The sequence below is a fragment of the Pseudomonas sp. W4I3 genome (assembly GCF_030816195.1).
Taxonomy (GTDB): Bacteria; Pseudomonadota; Gammaproteobacteria; order Pseudomonadales; family Pseudomonadaceae; genus Aquipseudomonas.
The window spans coordinates 3252130-3268585 of sequence record NZ_JAUSXS010000001.1 but is presented as its reverse complement, the minus strand read 5'-3'; the positions used below and the strand labels follow the sequence as shown (position 1 = coordinate 3268585).

The 16456-nt window shown below is 64.1% G+C and carries 14 protein-coding genes and 2 riboswitches; of the genes, 5 read left to right on the top strand and 9 right to left on the bottom strand.

Features of this window, described 5'->3' with window-relative positions:
- Window positions 1-6: 6 nt before the first annotated feature.
- The 3 genes from QF045_RS14915 to QF045_RS14905 are packed head-to-tail and all read right to left on the bottom strand — an operon-like array spanning window position 7 to window position 2734.
- Window positions 7-876 (bottom strand): rhomboid family intramembrane serine protease, encoded by an 870-nt coding sequence (locus tag QF045_RS14915; RefSeq protein ID WP_306492866.1) that lies wholly within the window; start codon window positions 874-876, stop codon window positions 7-9.
- Entirely contained in the window at window positions 873-1844 is a 972-nt protein-coding gene (locus QF045_RS14910; RefSeq protein ID WP_306492865.1) for a metallophosphoesterase, read from the bottom strand. Before QF045_RS14910 ends, QF045_RS14915 begins: the two co-directional genes overlap by 4 nt.
- A complete protein-coding gene (locus QF045_RS14905; RefSeq protein ID WP_306492864.1) occupies window positions 1844-2734 on the bottom strand; it encodes an NAD(+) kinase in 891 nt (296 codons plus the stop codon). Before QF045_RS14905 ends, QF045_RS14910 begins: the two co-directional genes overlap by 1 nt.
- A gap of 156 nt (window positions 2735-2890) precedes the next feature.
- Between QF045_RS14905 and QF045_RS14900 the strand changes: the two genes are divergently transcribed.
- Entirely contained in the window at window positions 2891-3838 is a 948-nt protein-coding gene (locus QF045_RS14900) for a DUF1853 family protein (protein WP_306492863.1), read from the top strand.
- Between the two features lie 108 nt (window positions 3839-3946).
- On the opposite strand, the gene QF045_RS14895 is transcribed toward QF045_RS14900, so the two are convergent.
- The 4 genes from QF045_RS14895 to cobW are packed head-to-tail and all read right to left on the bottom strand — an operon-like array spanning window position 3947 to window position 10427.
- Window positions 3947-4549 (bottom strand): VWA domain-containing protein, encoded by a 603-nt coding sequence (locus QF045_RS14895; protein WP_306492862.1) that lies wholly within the window; start codon window positions 4547-4549, stop codon window positions 3947-3949.
- A 53-nt stretch (window positions 4550-4602) separates the two neighbouring features.
- Complete coding sequence (locus QF045_RS14890; protein WP_306492861.1) at window positions 4603-5601, bottom strand: ATP-binding protein; 999 nt, start codon at window positions 5599-5601, stop codon at window positions 4603-4605.
- A complete protein-coding gene (gene cobN / locus QF045_RS14885) occupies window positions 5601-9362 on the bottom strand; it encodes a cobaltochelatase subunit CobN (protein WP_306492860.1) in 3762 nt (1253 codons plus the stop codon). Before cobN ends, QF045_RS14890 begins: the two co-directional genes overlap by 1 nt.
- Window positions 9363-9365: 3 nt before the next feature.
- Window positions 9366-10427, bottom strand: a complete 1062-nt coding sequence (gene cobW / locus QF045_RS14880; RefSeq protein ID WP_306492859.1) for a cobalamin biosynthesis protein CobW — start codon at window positions 10425-10427, stop codon at window positions 9366-9368.
- 92 nt (window positions 10428-10519) lie between these two features.
- Window positions 10520-10720: riboswitch (cobalamin riboswitch) on the bottom strand.
- Between the two features lie 100 nt (window positions 10721-10820).
- A riboswitch (cobalamin riboswitch) is annotated at window positions 10821-11022 on the top strand.
- Window positions 11023-11119: 97 nt separating this feature from the next.
- Here cobW and QF045_RS14875 point away from each other — a divergent pair.
- The 4 genes from QF045_RS14875 to cobM are packed head-to-tail and all read left to right on the top strand — an operon-like array spanning window position 11120 to window position 13231.
- A complete protein-coding gene (locus QF045_RS14875) occupies window positions 11120-11308 on the top strand; it encodes a CbtB-domain containing protein (protein WP_306492858.1) in 189 nt (62 codons plus the stop codon).
- Between the two features lie 11 nt (window positions 11309-11319).
- Window positions 11320-12024 (top strand): CbtA family protein, encoded by a 705-nt coding sequence (locus tag QF045_RS14870; protein ID WP_306492857.1) that lies wholly within the window; start codon window positions 11320-11322, stop codon window positions 12022-12024.
- Window positions 12021-12443: a cobalamin biosynthesis protein gene (locus tag QF045_RS14865; protein ID WP_306492856.1), complete on the top strand. Its 423-nt coding sequence runs from the start codon at window positions 12021-12023 to the stop codon at window positions 12441-12443. The genes QF045_RS14870 and QF045_RS14865 overlap by 4 nt, the downstream gene beginning before the upstream one ends.
- Before the next feature lie 38 nt (window positions 12444-12481).
- Window positions 12482-13231 (top strand): precorrin-4 C(11)-methyltransferase, encoded by a 750-nt coding sequence (gene cobM, locus QF045_RS14860; RefSeq protein ID WP_306492855.1) that lies wholly within the window; start codon window positions 12482-12484, stop codon window positions 13229-13231.
- A 111-nt stretch (window positions 13232-13342) separates the two neighbouring features.
- Here cobM and nfuA read toward each other — a convergent pair whose 3' ends face one another.
- Together nfuA and QF045_RS14850 are read right to left on the bottom strand one after the other, a co-directional pair.
- Entirely contained in the window at window positions 13343-13927 is a 585-nt protein-coding gene (gene nfuA, locus QF045_RS14855; protein ID WP_003173594.1) for a Fe-S biogenesis protein NfuA, read from the bottom strand.
- Window positions 13928-14021: 94 nt separating this feature from the next.
- The gene (locus QF045_RS14850) at window positions 14022-16328 is read right to left on the bottom strand and encodes a fatty acid cis/trans isomerase (RefSeq protein ID WP_306492854.1); all 2307 of its coding nucleotides are present in this window, start codon (window positions 16326-16328) and stop codon (window positions 14022-14024) included.
- Window positions 16329-16456: the final 128 nt, after the last annotated feature.

Sequence of the window (16456 nt, the reverse complement as noted above, 5' to 3'; positions counted from 1 at the left end):
TCCTTATCAAATAGACGATTTGCGGCGGTTGTACAGCCCGCCGAGCAAACCGGTCAGGCAACCGATAACCAAGCCACCCACGTGGGCCGCGTTGGCGATTTCGCCGAAGCCGATCATCGAGACCAGCCCCGACAGGCAGAGCACCAGCCACACCAGCATCATCACCAGCACCCCACGGGGCAAGCGATACGCCGGGTTGGGCGAGAGTAATTGAAAGATCCAGCAATGCCCGAGCAGGCCATACAGCACGCCGGACAAACCGCCGAACAGGCCCGGACCGCCGTAGGCATACTGCGCGTAATTGGACACCAGGCTGAACAGCAGGGTCAGGCCCAGCAGGTTGATACTGCCCTGGCGCGCTTCGATGCGTCGGCCCAGCTCCCAGTACCACATGCCGTTCATGGCCAGGTGCAGGATGCCGAAGTGAATCAGCATCGGCGTGACCAACCGCCACCACTGCCCGGAAGCCAGGCTGTCGGCCAGTGGCGTGAACTGGATGTACTCGCCCAGCACCCGGAACGGCAGGAAGGTCAGCCAGGCCATGGTTTGCAGGTTTTCGCCGAGCAGGGTTACCGCGCCAACGATCAGGCTGGCCAGCAGCACCAGCGCCGTGACCGGGCTGTGGCGCACCTGTTGGAAAAACCCTGGCCGCGCAACGGGCGCCTGTTCGGGAATATCCAGTTGCTGGTCCGGATCGCCGGCGGGAAAGCGCTGGTACAGCACACGCACGTCATCGCTGATGGTCTCGGGCACCCAAAGTACTTGTTCGCCCGCCTCTTCGCTGACGCGATGGGGCACTTGCATGCGTTGCAACAATTTGACGAAACCGCCCAGGTCAACGTTCAGGGGCAGGCGCAATACAGCCACGGTACTCATTGGGTAACCTCGGGTCGCTCAACGTCGACCCACACGAATTTACGCGGATCCAGTTGGGTTTCCTGGTCCAGTCGATACGCCACCAACTTGCCGTACAGCACCGCGCTGTAGTCCAGGCAGGCCAGGTTCGGGCGGATCGGGGCCGGTTTGCCGCTGCGCCAGTAATGGCCGACGAACAACAGCGGCTGGTCGGTGCCATAGCGCAGCAGGCTGTTCTTTTCGGTGGACGACAAGGGCGTGCGTGCCACGGGCTCAGGCAAGGCGTCGGGCTGGAACACGATGTCGCCGTAGGTTTTCGGGTCGTCTTCCCAGAATTTGGTGCGAAAGAACGAGCGCGTCAGGCCGTCGCCACCGGTCAAGGTGAGGCCGTGCGGCAGGCGCATGTCGGTGCCGCGCAGCAGGCGATCGAACGCGTTGCAGGCAAAACTGCCCGGCACGGCAGCGGCCTGCAGGAAATGTGGGTCGATGCAGCCATCCGGGAACGTGGCGCGCAGCGGCTGGATGAAGCCCTCGTCCCAGCACGCATGTACCACACGGAAACGCCCGGCATCGACGAACAGCGGCATGTCGTAGAACCAGCCGAGGAAGTCCTCCCAATCGGCCGGGTGCTGTTCGAACTGGGTCAGGGTTTCCTGGATCAGTCGACCATGGCGCGGGGTGTGCTCGCGCACGAACTGCTTGCCACTGCCCGGCGGCGCCGGCGTGGTCCAGCCCAGCGCATTGAACTCATGGTTGCCCATGATGCACAGCGCCTGGCCGGCCTCGGTCATGTCGTGGACGATATGCAGCGCTTCGCGGATGCGTGGGCCACGGTCGATGATATCGCCGAGGAACACCGCCATGCGCGACGGGTGGCGCCAGGTGCCGCCCTGCTTGTGGTAACCCATCTGGTCGAGCAAGTGCTCCAGGGTATGGGCGCAACCGTGCACGTCACCAATCAGGTCGTAGCTACGCGCGGGATCGAGCATCAGTCGCCTCCACCCCCCAAGCGGCTGCCCCAGCCCAGCTTGGTGCGGCACACTTCGTAGTAGTTGTGATCCAGCGGGTGGATCAACCGCAACTTCTGTGCCTTCTTGCTCACGGTGATGGTGTCACCGGGGGCGCAGGTGAAATGGTTCTGCCCGTCGCAGGACACTTGTGGGTAGATTTGCATATCCTTGGACACCACGATTTTCAGCTCACTGTTGCCATCGACCACAATCGGCCGACTCGACAACATATGGGGATACATCGGCACGATCACAATGGCATCCAGCTTGGGATGCATGATCGGTCCACCCGCCGACAGCGCATAAGCGGTGGAGCCGGTAGGCGTGGCGACGATCAGGCCGTCAGCTTTCTGGCTGCACACGAATTGGCCGTCGATATACAGCTCGAACTCGATCATCCGCGTGGATTTGCCGGGGTGCAGCACCACGTCGTTGAGGGCGTCGCCCTGGCCGATGGCCTCGCCATGGCGGCGCACTTCAGCTTGCAGCAGGAAGCGGTTCTCCACCAGGTAATGGCCGTCGAGCACCTTGGCGACTTCGATTTCCAGCTCATCGGGCCGGATATCGGTCAGAAACCCCAGGCTGCCGCGGTTGATCCCCAGCACCGGCACATTGTGCCGCGCCAGCGCCCGCGCCGCGCCGAGCAGGCTGCCGTCGCCGCCGACCACGATGACCATGTCGCACACTTCGCCAAGCATTTTGCGCGAGGAGGTCTGCAGGCCGTGGCCCGGCAGGATTTCGCCGATGGTGTCTTCGAGGATCACGTGCAGGTGGCGTTCCAGCAGGAATTTTTTCAGCCGGCGGACGGTGTCCAACACCTGGGTACTGCCCAGGCGACCGATAATGCCGATATTGCGAAATTGCTCCATGGGGCTCCTGCGGGCGTAGGGGTGTGGCAAAAAGAAACGATTATGGGCGAAAGGCCGCGTCAGGCAAAATCCTTTGTCGTCGCCGAGCCTTGATGACAATGGTTCTCAGGCCGGTGACAGGCACCCGCGTCCGACTTAAGAGGCTATGCTCGCACCATGACTCTGTTCCCTGACTTGCACGCCCTGCCCCGCCAACTGCGGCACCCCGAAGTGCGTGACCTGGCGTGGGTGATCCTGGCGCCACCGATGCTCGCCCGCACGCCCTGGCCGCAGCGCCACCCACTGGCGGGCAGTGACTGGGTACAGGCGCCGCAGCTGCTCGAAGCCTGGTTGCGTGCGCTCGATCAAGACAGCAGCGCGCTGCAACACTGGCTGAGCCTGGCGCGCACCCGGCGCCTGGGCCTCTACTATGAACGCCTGTGGCAGTTCGCCGTGCAGCATGCACCGGGCGTGGAGCTGCTGGCGGCCAACCTGCCGATCCGCCGCGCCGGTCATACCCTGGGCGAGCTGGACATGCTGCTGCGCGACCGCGACGGCGTGCACCACCTGGAATTGGCAATCAAGCTCTACCTCGGGCCACAAACGGGGAACGGCCAAGACACCGCGCAGTGGCTGGGCCCGGGTTGCCATGACCGGCTCGACCGCAAACTGGCGCACCTGGCCCAGCATCAATTGCCGATCTCGGCGCGCCCGGAAAGCCGTGAAGCCATGGCGGCGCTGGATATCCAGCAGTTCGACGCGCACCTGTGGCTGGGCGGGTACCTGCTTTACCCGTGGCCGGGCCAGGCCGACTCGCCCCTCGGCGCTCATCCGCAGCATTTGCGTGGGCGTTGGTTGCATCAGCGCGATTGGCCGGACTTTGTCAGCGCCAGCGCCGCAGGCCGCTGGCAACCCCTGCCCCGGCATGCCTGGCTGGCACCGGCGCACTACCTGACAAGCGAGGTGTGGAGCGAGGAACAGATGCAGGGCTGGCTGGCCGACCTGGACCCGATGGCGCCGGCGCAGTTATTGGTGCGGCTGGTGCGCAGGGGTGAGGATTGGGAGGAAGCCGAGCGGTTGTTCCTGATTGCCGATCTTTGGCCGAATGTGCCGGGGGCATTCTGATAAATCTGTGCTGTATTGGAGACCGCTATCGGGAGCAAGCCCCCTCCCACAGGGGAATGCATTCCAAATGTGGGAGGGGGCTTGCTCCCGATAGCGGCGGGACTGGCACTACATACTGTCGATATGCCGATAATCCAGCTGCAACCCGCTCGCCAGCGCTTGCGCCCGCCCCAACCTGATCGGCCCGCGCTCGATGTCCACCAGCAACCCCGGACACGCCAGCAGCGGCAACCCATCGATCACTTTGAGCCGCCCATCAGTAATCACCAGCAACCGCTGCTGCTCCGCCGGGTAACGCTTACGCCGCGCCACCAGCCAATCGGCCGCCTCGGTCAAGGCTGCCAGCAACGGCGTACCGCCACCGGCGCCCAACTGTTCCAGCCAACCCGTCAGGCCTTTGGCCGCTTTCAAGCCCTGCACCTGCCACCTCGGCGACTGCCCGCTGGCGGTCAACAACGCCATGCGCGCCCGTTGCCGATACGCGTCATCAAACAACTGCGCCAGCAGGCCCTTGGCATCGCTCAACGCCTGGTGCTTGCGAGTGGAAGCCGAGGCATCGACGATCACCAGCCACAGTTCATGGGCAGAGCGGCTGCGCAGGTGCCACAGCAAATCCTCACGGCGCTGCGGCCTGCCACCGAGCAAGCTGCCCGGCCAGTTGATCTGGCCCGATTGCGCACTGCGCGCCTTGCCTTGCCTGCCGCTGTCCAATTGCCCCGCCTGGGGCCGAGCATCCGCCCCCGCGTCAGGTCGGGGGCGGATGCCTAGGGCTTTTTTGGCCAGGCAGGCACATCGCGACGAGCGCCGGTGGGCAGCGCCGGCGCTGGCATATCGCCCCATTGGCCTTGGCCGGGCGAGGTGTCCGAGGGCTTGGGGGCCTGCCCCTGATCGGGCGCACTGGCCGCAGGCGGCTGTTCCTGGCGGCGATGACGCAAGGCAAATTCAGCGACCGCGTCAATATCTTCCTCGGCGATCGCACTCGCACCGCGCCAGGCCGCATGGGCCCTGGCGCCGCGCAGCCACACCAGGTCGGCACGCATTCCGTCCACACCCGCGGCAAAGCAACGCTGGGTAATCTGCGCCAAGGCGGCGTCATCCAGCTCGATACTGTCGAGTCGCGCACGGGCCTGGGTGCAGCGTTCGCGCAACGCCGCTTGCGGCTCGGCCCACTGCTGGCAGAACGCGGCGGGGTTTGTGTCGAAGTCCAGGCGACGACGGATGATCTGCCCACGCTCGGTCGGCAACGTCTGCCCGCTCAACGCCACGTTGAACCCAAAGCGGTCGAGCAGCTGCGGACGCAACTCGCCCTCCTCCGGGTTCATCGTGCCGATCAGCACGAAGCGCGCCGAGTGCCGATGGGAGATGCCGTCACGCTCGATCAGGTTGGTGCCGCTGGCGGCCACGTCCAGCAACAGATCGACCAGATGATCGGGCAACAGGTTGACTTCATCGACGTACAACACGCCGCCATCGGCCTTGGCCAGCACGCCGGGGGAAAACTGTGCGCGGCCTTCGCTGAGCGCGGCGTCCAGGTCCAGGGTACCGACCAGCCGCTCCTCGGTAGCGCCCAGGGGCAAGGTGACGAACTGCCCACTGGCGAGCAGGTCCGCCAGGCCACGGGCCAGGGTCGACTTGGCCATGCCTCGCGGGCCTTCGATCAGCACACCGCCGATTCGGGGGTCGATGGCGGTGAGGCACAGCGCCAGCTTCAGCGCGTCGGCACCGACCACGGCGGCCAACGGAAAATGAGGAATATCGGTCATCAGCTGTCTTCTTCTATATCCAGCAACAGGTTTTCCAACGCTTCGCGGTAGGCGCCCGGCTCTTGCCACATGCCGCGCTGCTGGGCTTCGAGCATGCGCTCGGTCATGTCGCGCAGGGCATCGGGGTTGTGCTGTTGCACAAAGGCCCGGGTGTCCGGGTCGAGCAGGTAGGCGTCGGCGAGCAAAGCGTACTGGTGATCGTCGATCAGCGCGGTGGTGGCGTCAAAAGCGAACAGGTTGTCCACGGTCGCTGCCATCTCAAACGCGCCTTTGTAGCCGTGACGCTTCACGCCTTCGATCCATTTCGGGTTGGCTGCACGGGAACGGATGACCCGATTGAGCTCTTCCTTCAAGGTGCGAATCTTCGGCAGGTCCGGCTGGCTGTGATCGCCATGGTAGCTGGCGGCCTTGGCGCCGCGCAGGGTTTCCACGGCGGCGAGCATGCCGCCCTGGAATTGGTAGTAGTCGTTGGAATCAAGCACATCGTGTTCGCGGTTATCCTGGTTCTGCAGCACCGCCTGCACCTGGCTCAGACGCTGGGCAAACTGCTCGCGGGCCGCGGTGCCTTCGTCGGCGCCGCCATAGGCGTAGCCGCCCCAGTTCAGGTAGACCTCGGCCAGGTCCTCGCGGCTTTGCCACAGGCGACCGTCAATCGCGCCCTGCACGCCCGCGCCATAGGCTCCCGGCTTGGCCCCGAAAATGCGCCAACCGGCCTGTTTCGCCGCGGCCTCTTCGTCCAGGCCCGATGCGCGCAAGGCCTCGCGCTCATTGCGCACCTTGGCGGCCAGCGGGTTCATGTCATCCGGCTCGTCCAGCGCCGCCACCGCCTGCACCGCCGCGTCGAACAGGCGGATCAGGTTGGCGAACGCATCGCGAAAGAAGCCGGACACGCGCAACGTCACGTCAACACGTGGACGGTCCAACAGGCTGATCGGCAGGATCTCGAAGTCATCCACGCGCTGACTGCCCGTGGCCCACACCGGACGCACGCCCATCAGCGCCATGGCCTGAGCGATATCGTCACCCCCGGTGCGCATGGTGGCCGTGCCCCACACCGACAGGCCCAACTGGCGCAGGTGGTCGCCGTGGTCCTGCAGATGCCGCTCGAGAATCAGGTTGGCCGACTGGAAACCGATGCGCCAGGCGGTGGTGGTGGGCAGGTTGCGCACGTCCACCGTGAAGAAATTACGCCCCGTGGGCAGCACATCCAGGCGGCCGCGACTCGGCGCACCGCTGGGGCCGGCCGGCACAAAGCGCCCGCTCAAGGCGTCCAGCAAGCCGTGCATTTCGGCCGGGCCGCAGGCGTCCAGGCGCGGCGCAACGACCATGCGCAGGCTTTCGACCACGGCCTTCACGTCCTCCCAGCCGGGTTCTTCCAACTGTTCCAGCGGCCCTTCCAGGGCCTGCTCGATCAAGCGCGCCGCGTAGAGTTCCAGGCGCTCGCGGGTGTCACCGGCGGTGCGCCACAACTGCGCGTCGAGCGTGCGCAACACCTCGGGCCGACGCCCGGTCCACGGCTCGGCGAGCGCACAGTCCAGCGGGTCGAAACCCAGCTCGAAGGCCTTGGCCAGCACCCGCAACAGGCTCGACTGCCCGCCACGGCCATCGCCACGGGGGATGCGCAGCAAGGCCAACAAGGTGTCGATACGCAAGCGCCCCGCCGGCGACTCGCCGAAAATGTGCAGGCCGTCGCGGATCTGCGATTCCTTCAGGTCACACAGGTAAGTGTCCAGGCGTGGCAACCAGATGTCGGCATCGGCATCGCCGTCCAGCTCAAGCTCTTGGTCGATCTGGGTTTCGCGCACCAGTTTGAGAATGTCTTTCTGCAGTTCGAGCGCGCGGCGCGGGTCGAGCAATTGCGCTTCGTAGTATTCGTCGGCCAGCAGTTCCAGGTTGCGCAGCGGGCCATAGGTTTCGGCGCGGGTCAGGGGCGGCATCAGGTGGTCAATGATCACCGCCTGGGTGCGACGCTTGGCCTGGGCGCCCTCGCCCGGGTCGTTGACGATAAACGGGTAGATATTCGGCAGTGGCCCAAGCAGCGCATCCGGCCAGCAGTGTTCCGACAGCCCCACGCCCTTGCCCGGCAACCATTCGAGGTTGCCGTGCTTGCCCACGTGGATCAGCGCATGGGCGCCGTAGGTATGGCGCAGCCAGAAGTAGAACGCCAGATAAGCATGGGGCGGCACCAGGTCGGGGTCGTGATACACCGCACTCGGGTCGACCTGATAGCCGCGCGCCGGCTGGATGCCGACGAAGGTCTCGCCCAGGCGCAGGCCGGCGATCATCAGCCGGCCGTCGCGGCACATCGGGTCCTGCTGCGGCGGGCCCCAACGCTCAAGCACCGCCTGGCGATTGGCTTCAGGCAGGCGCTGGAACATGGCTGCGTAGTCTTCCAGGCCCAGGCTTTGATGGCAGGGGCGCTGGTCGAGGCTGTCCAGGTCATTGGTAACGCCGCCGAGCAATTCATGGATCAAGGCCGTGCCGCTGTCCGGCAAGGTGGCGGGCACGGGATACCCTTCGGCCTGCAGCGCACGCAAGATGTTCAGCGCCGCCGCCGGCGTGTCCAGGCCCACGCCATTGCCGATACGGCCATCGCGGGTGGGGTAATTGGCCAGGATCAAGCCTACGCGTTTGTGCGCATTCGGCACCCGCGCCAGCTCGACCCAGCGGCGCGCCAGTTCGGCGACAAAATCCATGCGTTCGGGCACGGCGCGGTAGCACACCACGTCCGACTGGCTGCGCTCACTGCGCCAGGCCAGATCCTTGAAGCTGATCGGCCGGCTGATGATGCGCCCGTCCAGCTCCGGCAAGGCAATGTGCATCGCCAGGTCGCGCGGGCCCAGGCCTTGCGCGCTGGCCTCCCAGCCGGGCTGGTTGTCCTGCGCGCAGATCGCCTGAATCACCGGGATGTTGCGGCGAAACGGGCGCAGATGCGGCGCTTCGGGACTGGACTGGGCAAAGCCGGTGGTGTTGAGAATCACCGCCGCCTGCACGTCATCCAGCAGGTCCTCGACCACCGTCAGGCAGCCCGGCTCTTTCAGGCTGGCCACCGCGATCGGCAACGGGTTAAGGCCCGCCGCCTGCAAACGCTGGCAGAACACATCGATAAACCCGGTATTGGCCGCCTGCAAATGCGAGCGGTAGAACAGCACCGCCGCCACCGGGCAATCAGCGCGCCATTCGGCCTGCCAGTTTGCAAGGTGGGCGTTGGCGGTATGCGGGTGATAGATCGAGGTGCGCGGCAAGCTCTGCGGCTCAGCCCAGGCATAGTCGCGCCCCAGGTAGCCGCTGGCCAGGCAGCGATAGAAATCCAGCGCATTCCCCAACCCACCTTGGCGCAGGAACTGCCACAGGCGGTCACGCTCGGGCGCGCCTACAGTGCTCAAGCCGCTCAGTTCCGGGTCCGGTCGATCATCCCCAGGGACGAGGATGAGCGTTACGCCGCGCTCGGCCAACGCCTTCATGCGCTCGATGCCGTAGCGCCAGTAGCCGATACCGCCATGCAGCGAAATCAGGATTACCTTGGCGTGGCGCAACACCTCGTCGACGTACAGATCGACTGAGGCATGGTTCTGCACTTGCATCGGATTGGCCAGGCGAAAACTGGGGTAATCCTCGGGCAACTGCCGCGCCGCCTCGGCGAGCAGCGCCAGGCTGGAGTCGCCGCTGCACAGGACCACCAGCTCGGCCGGGGTTTGGCCAAGGTCGGCAATGTTGTCGTCCGCGACGAAGCCGCCGGGCTGGGTCCTGAGCAGGTGCATGGGTCAGGCGCTGAGGGCGGCGCGCAGTTGCGCTTCAAGGCCTGCCGCGTCAAGCGCCTGACCAATCAGCACCAGGCGCGTGGTGCGCGCTTCATCGGCGCCCCAGGCGCGGTCGAAATGCTTGTCGAAACGCGTGCCCACGCCCTGGATCAGCAGGCGCATCGGTTTGCCTGGAATGGCGGCGAAGCCTTTGACGCGCAGGATGCCGTGCTGCACCACCAGTTGCGTCAGGGCGTCGAGCAGCAGGGCTTCGTCGGCTTGCGGCAGGTCGATGGAGATGGAGTCGAAGGCGTCGTGGTCGTGGTCGTCCTCACCGTCGTGGTGATGGTCGTGATGGCTATGGCGGGCGTCGATATGTTCTTCGGAACCGGCGCCCAGGCCGATCAGCACGTCCAGAGGCACGCGTCCGCTGCTGGCTTCGATGACCTTGACCGCCGGCGGCAGCTCCTCGGCCACTTCCAGGCGCACGCGGGCCAGGTCTTCGGCACTGATCAGGTCGGCCTTGTTGAGTATCACCAGGTCGGCGCTGGCCAGTTGGTCGGCAAACAGCTCGTGCAGCGGCGATTCATGGTCCAGGTTCGGGTCGAGCTTGCGCTGGGCGTCGACCTGGTCCGGGAACGCGGCGAAGGTGCCGGCGGCCACGGCCGGGCTGTCGACCACGGTGATCACCGCGTCGACGGTGCAGGCATTGCGGATTTCCGGCCACTGGAAGGCCTGGACCAGCGGCTTGGGCAGGGCCAGGCCCGAGGTTTCGATGAGGATGTGGTCAAGGTCGCCACGGCGAGCCACCAGTTCGCGCATCACCGGGAAGAATTCTTCCTGCACGGTGCAGCACAGGCAGCCGTTGGCCAACTCATACACGCGACCACTGGCTTCTTCTTCGGTACAGCCGATGGAGCACTGCTTGAGGATTTCACCGTCAATGCCCAGCTCGCCGAATTCATTGACGATCACCGCAATGCGACGGCCCTGGGCGTTGTCGAGCATGTGGCGCAGCAGCGTGGTTTTGCCCGAACCGAGGAAACCGGTAACGATGGTGACGGGAAGTTTGGCCAGTGTTTTCATCGGATGCCCTTTGGGGCGGGCATACGGGACGATAGGCCCTGCGACGGCGCGCAGCAGCAGATTTCGTCACCGGATCACCCCGCCCGGTTGAATTGAAAAATCGTTTGCGAGGCAGGTCTCCTGGCTTGGGGCTTGCGGGTCTTGCGACCGGCGCTGACTGCGCCTTCCCGCCGTATCGGCAGTGGCGTGGCAGTCAGCTGAACCCTTCACAGTTGCGGGGGCAGCCGCGGCTTGAACCGCGTTCCCTTCTTAGCTTCGACCTGGGCCGAAGAACCTCGAGCGAGCAAGGCTACGCAGTGCGTGGCCGGCGGTCAATGACCCACGGGGTGGCCTGGTGCACTGAACTCAGCGTCTACCTGCGTCGAAATTGACGTCAGGTCGTGCCCGTGTTTTCCTACCCGTCTTGTTTCGGGTGCCCTTCACAGGGTGAAACGGGAAACCGGTGAGTCACGCGTTGTGACGAGTCCGGTGCTGCCCCCGCAACGGTAAGCGAGCGAAGCGTCAAATCCACTGTGCCTGTGCATGGGAAGGAGATGCTTGATAGGCCTGGCGCCCCTCGCAAGCCCGGAGACCGGCCCGAAAAATCCAGATAACAAACCCGCGGTGGGCGGGCGCTGTTCATAACCCTGCGTGCCCGGCTCGCGGGGTTTTCATGCGCTCGTTTCCCGCAAGACACCTGAAAGGGACGCGCCATGTCGATCATCAGCAGCACTTCGCCCACTTCCAGCAACGCATCCACGCTGAGCCAACGCCTGAGCGCCGCAATCGGGGCGTCGATCCTCGGTGCGTGCCTGGTGTACTTTGCCGGCTTCTCGCATATCGAGGCGGTGCACAACGCCGCCCATGATACCCGCCACAGCGCCGCGTTCCCGTGCCACTGAGGGCTGCCCAGATGATCAAGCGTATCGCGCAAACGGCAGGTTTCACCGGCTTGCTGGCCGCCCTGCTGCTGACCCTGCTGCAAAGCTTTTGGGTGGCCCCGCTGATTCTGCAGGCGGAAACCTTCGAAAGCGCCCCGGTTGCGGTCGAGCAGGCTCACGAACATGTTGCTGGAGCCGGCGCCCATACGCATGACGCCGAGGCCTGGCAACCAGCGGACGGCTGGCAGCGCGTGCTGTCGACCACCGGCGGCAACCTGGTGGTGGCGGTCGGTTTTGCACTGATGCTGGCCGGGCTCTATACATTGCGCCCTCCCACCCGCACAGCCCAGGGACTGCTGTGGGGACTGGCCGGTTATGCCACCTTTGTGCTCGCCCCTACCTTGGGCCTGCCCCCGGAACTGCCAGGCACCGCTGCTGCTGACCTGGCCCAGCGTCAGATCTGGTGGGTTGGCGCTGCCGCCTCGACTGCCGCCGGGATTGCGTTGCTGGTGTTCGGGCGCAGCTGGCTGCTCAAAATGCTGGGCGTAGCGATTCTAGTGGTGCCCCATGTGATCGGCGCGCCGCAACCGGAAGTGCATTCGATGCTGGCCCCGCAAGCCCTCGAAGCCCAATTCAAGATCGCTTCACAGCTGACCAATGTTGCATTCTGGCTGGCGCTGGGCTTGTTCAGTGCCTGGCTGTTCCGCCGTCAGCGCGACGACCAATACTCGGCATGAACCTGATTGTCGGCCTCGGCTGTCAGCGCGGCTGTGACGCTCGCGCCCTGCTGGAGCTGGTTGACAGCGCCCTGGGCGAAGCTGGGGGCGACCGTCAGGACATCAGCGCATTGGCAACTATTGAGCACAAACAGGATGAGCCAGGGCTTTTGGCCCTGGCTCAGCTACTGAACGTGCCACTGCTGTATTTCAGTGCCGCGCGCCTGAGCGCCTATGAACACCGCCTGAGCCATAAATCGGCCATCGCCTTTGCCCATACGCAGTGTTACGGGGTTGCCGAGAGTGCCGCGTTGGCGGCGGCCGAACAGCTCGGCACCCCCCCTGCCCGGCTGCTGGTCACTCGCCGCAAGAGCGCACGGGCCACCGTTGCATTGGCTTGCGTGGGCTGCAACGCGGATAATCACCGCATCCGATCTTGAGCACTGTTCATGCTCACGCGATTCAACAGGAAGATTGCATGACCGTTTATTTCATCGGCGCCGGTCCCGGCGACCCGGAACTGATCACCGTCAAAGGCCAACGGCTGATCCGCAGCTGCCCGGTGATCCTCTACGCCGGCTCGCTGGTACCCGCCGCGGTGCTGGAAGGTCATCAGGCGCAGCAGGTGGTCAACAGCGCAGAATTGCACTTGGAACAAATCATCGAACTGATCAAGACGGCCCATGCCGCAGGCCAGGACGTTGCGCGAGTGCACTCCGGGGACCCCAGCCTGTACGGGGCAATTGGCGAGCAGATCCGTCATTTGCGTGAATTGAATATCCCTTTCCAGATCATTCCGGGCGTCACAGCGGTAGCGGCTTGCGCAGCGCTGCTGGAAACTGAATTGACCCTGCCGGATATCGCCCAAAGCGTGATATTGACCCGTTACGCCGACAAGACAAGCATGCCCGCTGGTGAGGATTTCGACAGCCTGGCGCGGCACGGCACCACCATGGCGATTCACCTGGGGGTCAATCATCTGGACAAAATCGTTGCCCGGCTGCTGCCGCACTATGGCACCGATTGCCCGATTGCCGTGGTGCACAGGGCGACCTGGCCGGATCAGGATTGGGCCGTTGGCACCCTGGGTGACATTGTTGGCAAGGTTGAGGCGAAGGGCTTCAGGCGCACCGCACTGATCCTGGTGGGCCGCGTGTTGACCAACGACAGTTTCAGCGAGTCATCGCTTTACCGTGCCGGTCACGCGCATCTTTATCGTCCCGAATAAATATCAGCTCGCTAGATTATCCATTAGGAAAATCGCGTAATTTGTTGAATTTCAAACAATAAAAAACGGCGCTCACGGGGCGCCGTTTTTTGTTCGCAGTGAACACCTTACTCAGTAGTAGGCGTTTTCTTTCTGCGTGTGGTCAGTCACGTCACGCACGCCTTTGAGCTCAGGAATGCGCTCAAGCAGGGTGCGTTCGATGCCTTCGCGCAAGGTGACGTCCGCCTGGCCGCAGCCCTGGCAGCCGCCACCGAATTTCAGCACCGCGATACCGTCTTCAACCACATCGATCAGGCTGACCTGACCGCCGTGGCTGGCCAGCCCCGGGTTGATCTCGGTTTGCAGGTAGTAGTTGATGCGCTCGTTGACCGGGCTGTCGGCGTTGACGTTCGGCACCTTGGCGTTCGGTGCCTTGATGGTCAACTGGCCGCCCATGCGGTCGGTGGCGTAGTCGACCACGGCGTCGTCAAGGAAGGCTTCGCTGAAGGCATCGATGTACGCGGTGAAGCTTTTGAGCCCCAGGGCGGTGTCTTCAGGCTTCTCTTCACCAGGCTTGCAGTAGGCAATGCAGGTCTCGGCGTACTGGGTGCCGGGCTGGGTGATAAAGACGCGGATGCCGATACCTGGGGTGTTCTGCTTGGACAGCAGGTCAGCCAGGTAATCGTGGGCGGCGTCGGTAATGGTTATGGCAGTCATGGAAACTCCTCACAGGCTTGCCGGCAGTTTACGCCAAATTATTACACAGGTACAAAGTCCTAGTGTTTTTGTCGGAAAAGCCCAGCTGGCGCCGTCAGAGGTTTTCATAGCGATTCATGTCCAGCACGCCCTCTTCTACCGGCGTCGTTTCGCGGATGTACTGCGAAAGGTCATGAAAATACTGCCAGAACTGCGGATGACTGCGGCGCACACCCCAACGATCAACGATTTTCTCAAAACCCTCGGCGTCCTTGGCCCCTTCCATCGCTGCCACAAACGTCGGCACCTGCTGCGCGGGCACATTGAACATGAAATTCGGGTAGCTGCTGAGCACCCCCGGGTAGATCGTCAGCGTGTCCAGCCCCGGCTGATAGCGATACGCCTCACCCAGCAGGAACGCGACGTTGCTGTGGGCGCGGTTGCGCAACAGGCTGTAGACCATGCGCTTGCCGCCAGGAGTCTCGATCCGCAGCATGGTAGCTTCGGGCAATTGGTCGATCACTTTGAGGCCCGCCGCCGGGCGCGAGGTCAGGCGGCTCAGCGCCTGCTCGGCGTCTTGCAGCGCCGGGTCGATGCCCTCACGGGAGCAGAACGCGCCGGCGCAGCGGTTGATCGGGTCGGGGCTGGCATTGAGGTGGCCGTAGCGGGTCAGCAATTGGTTGGCGAAGTCGCGCTTGGGGTCTTTCTCGCTAAGGTGCAGACCGCTGGGTTTGCTGTCGTCAATCGCCTCGTAATCCAGCCACAGTTTGAGCTTGCCGCTGTTCTGGTACCAGTCGTCCATAAAGTCTTCGCGGGTGTCGGCGGGCAGCAGGCGCAGGAAGTTCTGCTCGGCACCGTTACGGATCAAGTCGAAGTACAAGCGGGTCTGGGCCTGGTGAGATACGTTGCCGAACACGTCAAAGTTCACCGCCAGTTGGTAATAGGTGCGCTCCAACAGCGGGTAGTCGAACAGCCACATCGTCTGCGGCACTTCACCGATCAAGCCCTTGGTCACCGAGGCGCTGTCAAAGTGACGGAAGATGCTCAGCAAGGCGTTGTCGTTGCCCGCCCACAGCGTGGCCCAACTCGGTGGCGGCAGGTCGGCATAATTGTCACGGCGCAGCGCTTCGTACTGGTTGCGCTTGTCGCGATACGCCAACCACAGGTTCAGCACGCTGCCCACGTCGTCATTCTGCCCAGGCATCGCCAGCAGCGGCGTGGCCTGGCCGCGGTACCGCGCATCGGTGATGTACAGGTCATGGTCCGGGTCCTGGAACAAGGTCCAGAAGTTATCGCGAATCACATCCGTAGCAATCTGCCCGCGACACACCGGCCCGCGTATGAAGGTGCGCACGAAGTATTCGGCGTTATCGAGCATGAACTGGTAACGCGCCTTGGCCGGGATGGCTTCGAAGGTGGCGAACGGGTTGGCCCGGCTGCCGGGGCCATAGCCCGGCAAGGCGGTCACTTGCCAGTCACCGGCGTAGAACAGCGCCTTGATGCGCGCCAGTTTCGCGGCGCTGAACGGGTAAGTGATGTGGGTTTTGTGCACGATCACGCCCTGCACCGGCCACAGTCGGTAGTACACCTGAGTGCCGGGGTCGTCGTTAGGGCGACGCGTGGCGATCAGGTCGATGGGCTGTCCGCTTGGCGTGCGCGAGCGAACCCATTGGAAGTAGTGCCCCGGCTCACCGTTCTCGAAATAAATGTGGGCGAGGGACAAATGTTCGAACAGCCAGCGCGCCACCAGGCTTTCGCGGGCGCCCGGCTGGTTGAACAGGGTTTCCCACTGCTGTACCTGCAGGGCTTCCTTGGCGCTTGGCGCCAGGCTCTGTTCGTCAAGCGGCGCGCCGGAGGCCAGCCAGCGTTGCAGCGTCTGGTACTGCTGGTCGGTCAGGCCAGTGACGGCCAGCGGCATGCCCTCCTTGGGATGGCTGCCCGCGTAAGCATTGAACTCGCCGGGGGCCGCACACAGGTTGGCGCGGTTCAAGCCCAGCACGATGTCGTCGGGCAGCTTGGCATTGGGTTGCAACGGCGCGTTATGGCCCAGTTCCAGCATGCGCGCCATCAAGGCTGCCTGGCTGCCCTGGGCGTCCAGTACCGAATAGAAGCCCTTCTGCTGCCAGGCCTGCTTGCCGAACGCGTCGTAAAACAAACGGGTGGTCGGCGTGGCCGTGCTGCGCTCGCCGTCATACACCGGCATTTTGCTTGCGCCCCGCGCAGCGCCCTCGGCGCTGCCCAGGTTGAGCTGGCAGGCCGAGTCGTAGCAGGCGTGGCAGGCCACGCACTTCTCGGTGAAAATCGGCTGAATATCGCGTGTATAGGAAATCGCCTGAGCGGGACGGTTTACCGGCACAACTTGCGCCTGCGCTGTACTGGCTATCAAGGCCAGGACGGCGCTGACGATCAAACGAAGTGTCATGTATCCGGTCCCGATTCAAAATAGGCGGTGCTAAAAGTGGCGGTGATTCTACCGGGCCATGATCGCCAGCAACATGAGCGATATTCATGCAGAACCGCGCATGCTCAAAATCGGCACAGGTTTGTTAT

Excerpts from the sequence above, each read along its gene's own strand:
- cobN (WP_306492860.1), bottom strand. The coding sequence starts at position 9,362 with ATGCACCTGCTCAGGACCCAGCCCGGCGGCTTCGTCGCGGACGACAAC.
- QF045_RS14850 (WP_306492854.1), bottom strand. The coding sequence starts at position 16,328 with ATGACACTTCGTTTGATCGTCAGCGCCGTCCTGGCCTTGATAGCCAGT.
- cobW (WP_306492859.1), bottom strand. The coding sequence starts at position 10,427 with ATGAAAACACTGGCCAAACTTCCCGTCACCATCGTTACCGGTTTCCTC.
- cobM (WP_306492855.1), top strand. The coding sequence starts at position 12,482 with ATGACCGTTTATTTCATCGGCGCCGGTCCCGGCGACCCGGAACTGATC.
- QF045_RS14910 (WP_306492865.1), bottom strand. The coding sequence starts at position 1,844 with ATGCTCGATCCCGCGCGTAGCTACGACCTGATTGGTGACGTGCACGGT.
- QF045_RS14905 (WP_306492864.1), bottom strand. The coding sequence starts at position 2,734 with ATGGAGCAATTTCGCAATATCGGCATTATCGGTCGCCTGGGCAGTACC.
- QF045_RS14915 (WP_306492866.1), bottom strand. The coding sequence starts at position 876 with ATGAGTACCGTGGCTGTATTGCGCCTGCCCCTGAACGTTGACCTGGGC.
- QF045_RS14870 (WP_306492857.1), top strand. The coding sequence starts at position 11,320 with ATGATCAAGCGTATCGCGCAAACGGCAGGTTTCACCGGCTTGCTGGCC.
- QF045_RS14875 (WP_306492858.1), top strand. The coding sequence starts at position 11,120 with ATGTCGATCATCAGCAGCACTTCGCCCACTTCCAGCAACGCATCCACG.
- QF045_RS14865 (WP_306492856.1), top strand. The coding sequence starts at position 12,021 with ATGAACCTGATTGTCGGCCTCGGCTGTCAGCGCGGCTGTGACGCTCGC.
- nfuA (WP_003173594.1), bottom strand. The coding sequence starts at position 13,927 with ATGACTGCCATAACCATTACCGACGCCGCCCACGATTACCTGGCTGAC.
- QF045_RS14890 (WP_306492861.1), bottom strand. The coding sequence starts at position 5,601 with ATGACCGATATTCCTCATTTTCCGTTGGCCGCCGTGGTCGGTGCCGAC.
- QF045_RS14900 (WP_306492863.1), top strand. The coding sequence starts at position 2,891 with ATGACTCTGTTCCCTGACTTGCACGCCCTGCCCCGCCAACTGCGGCAC.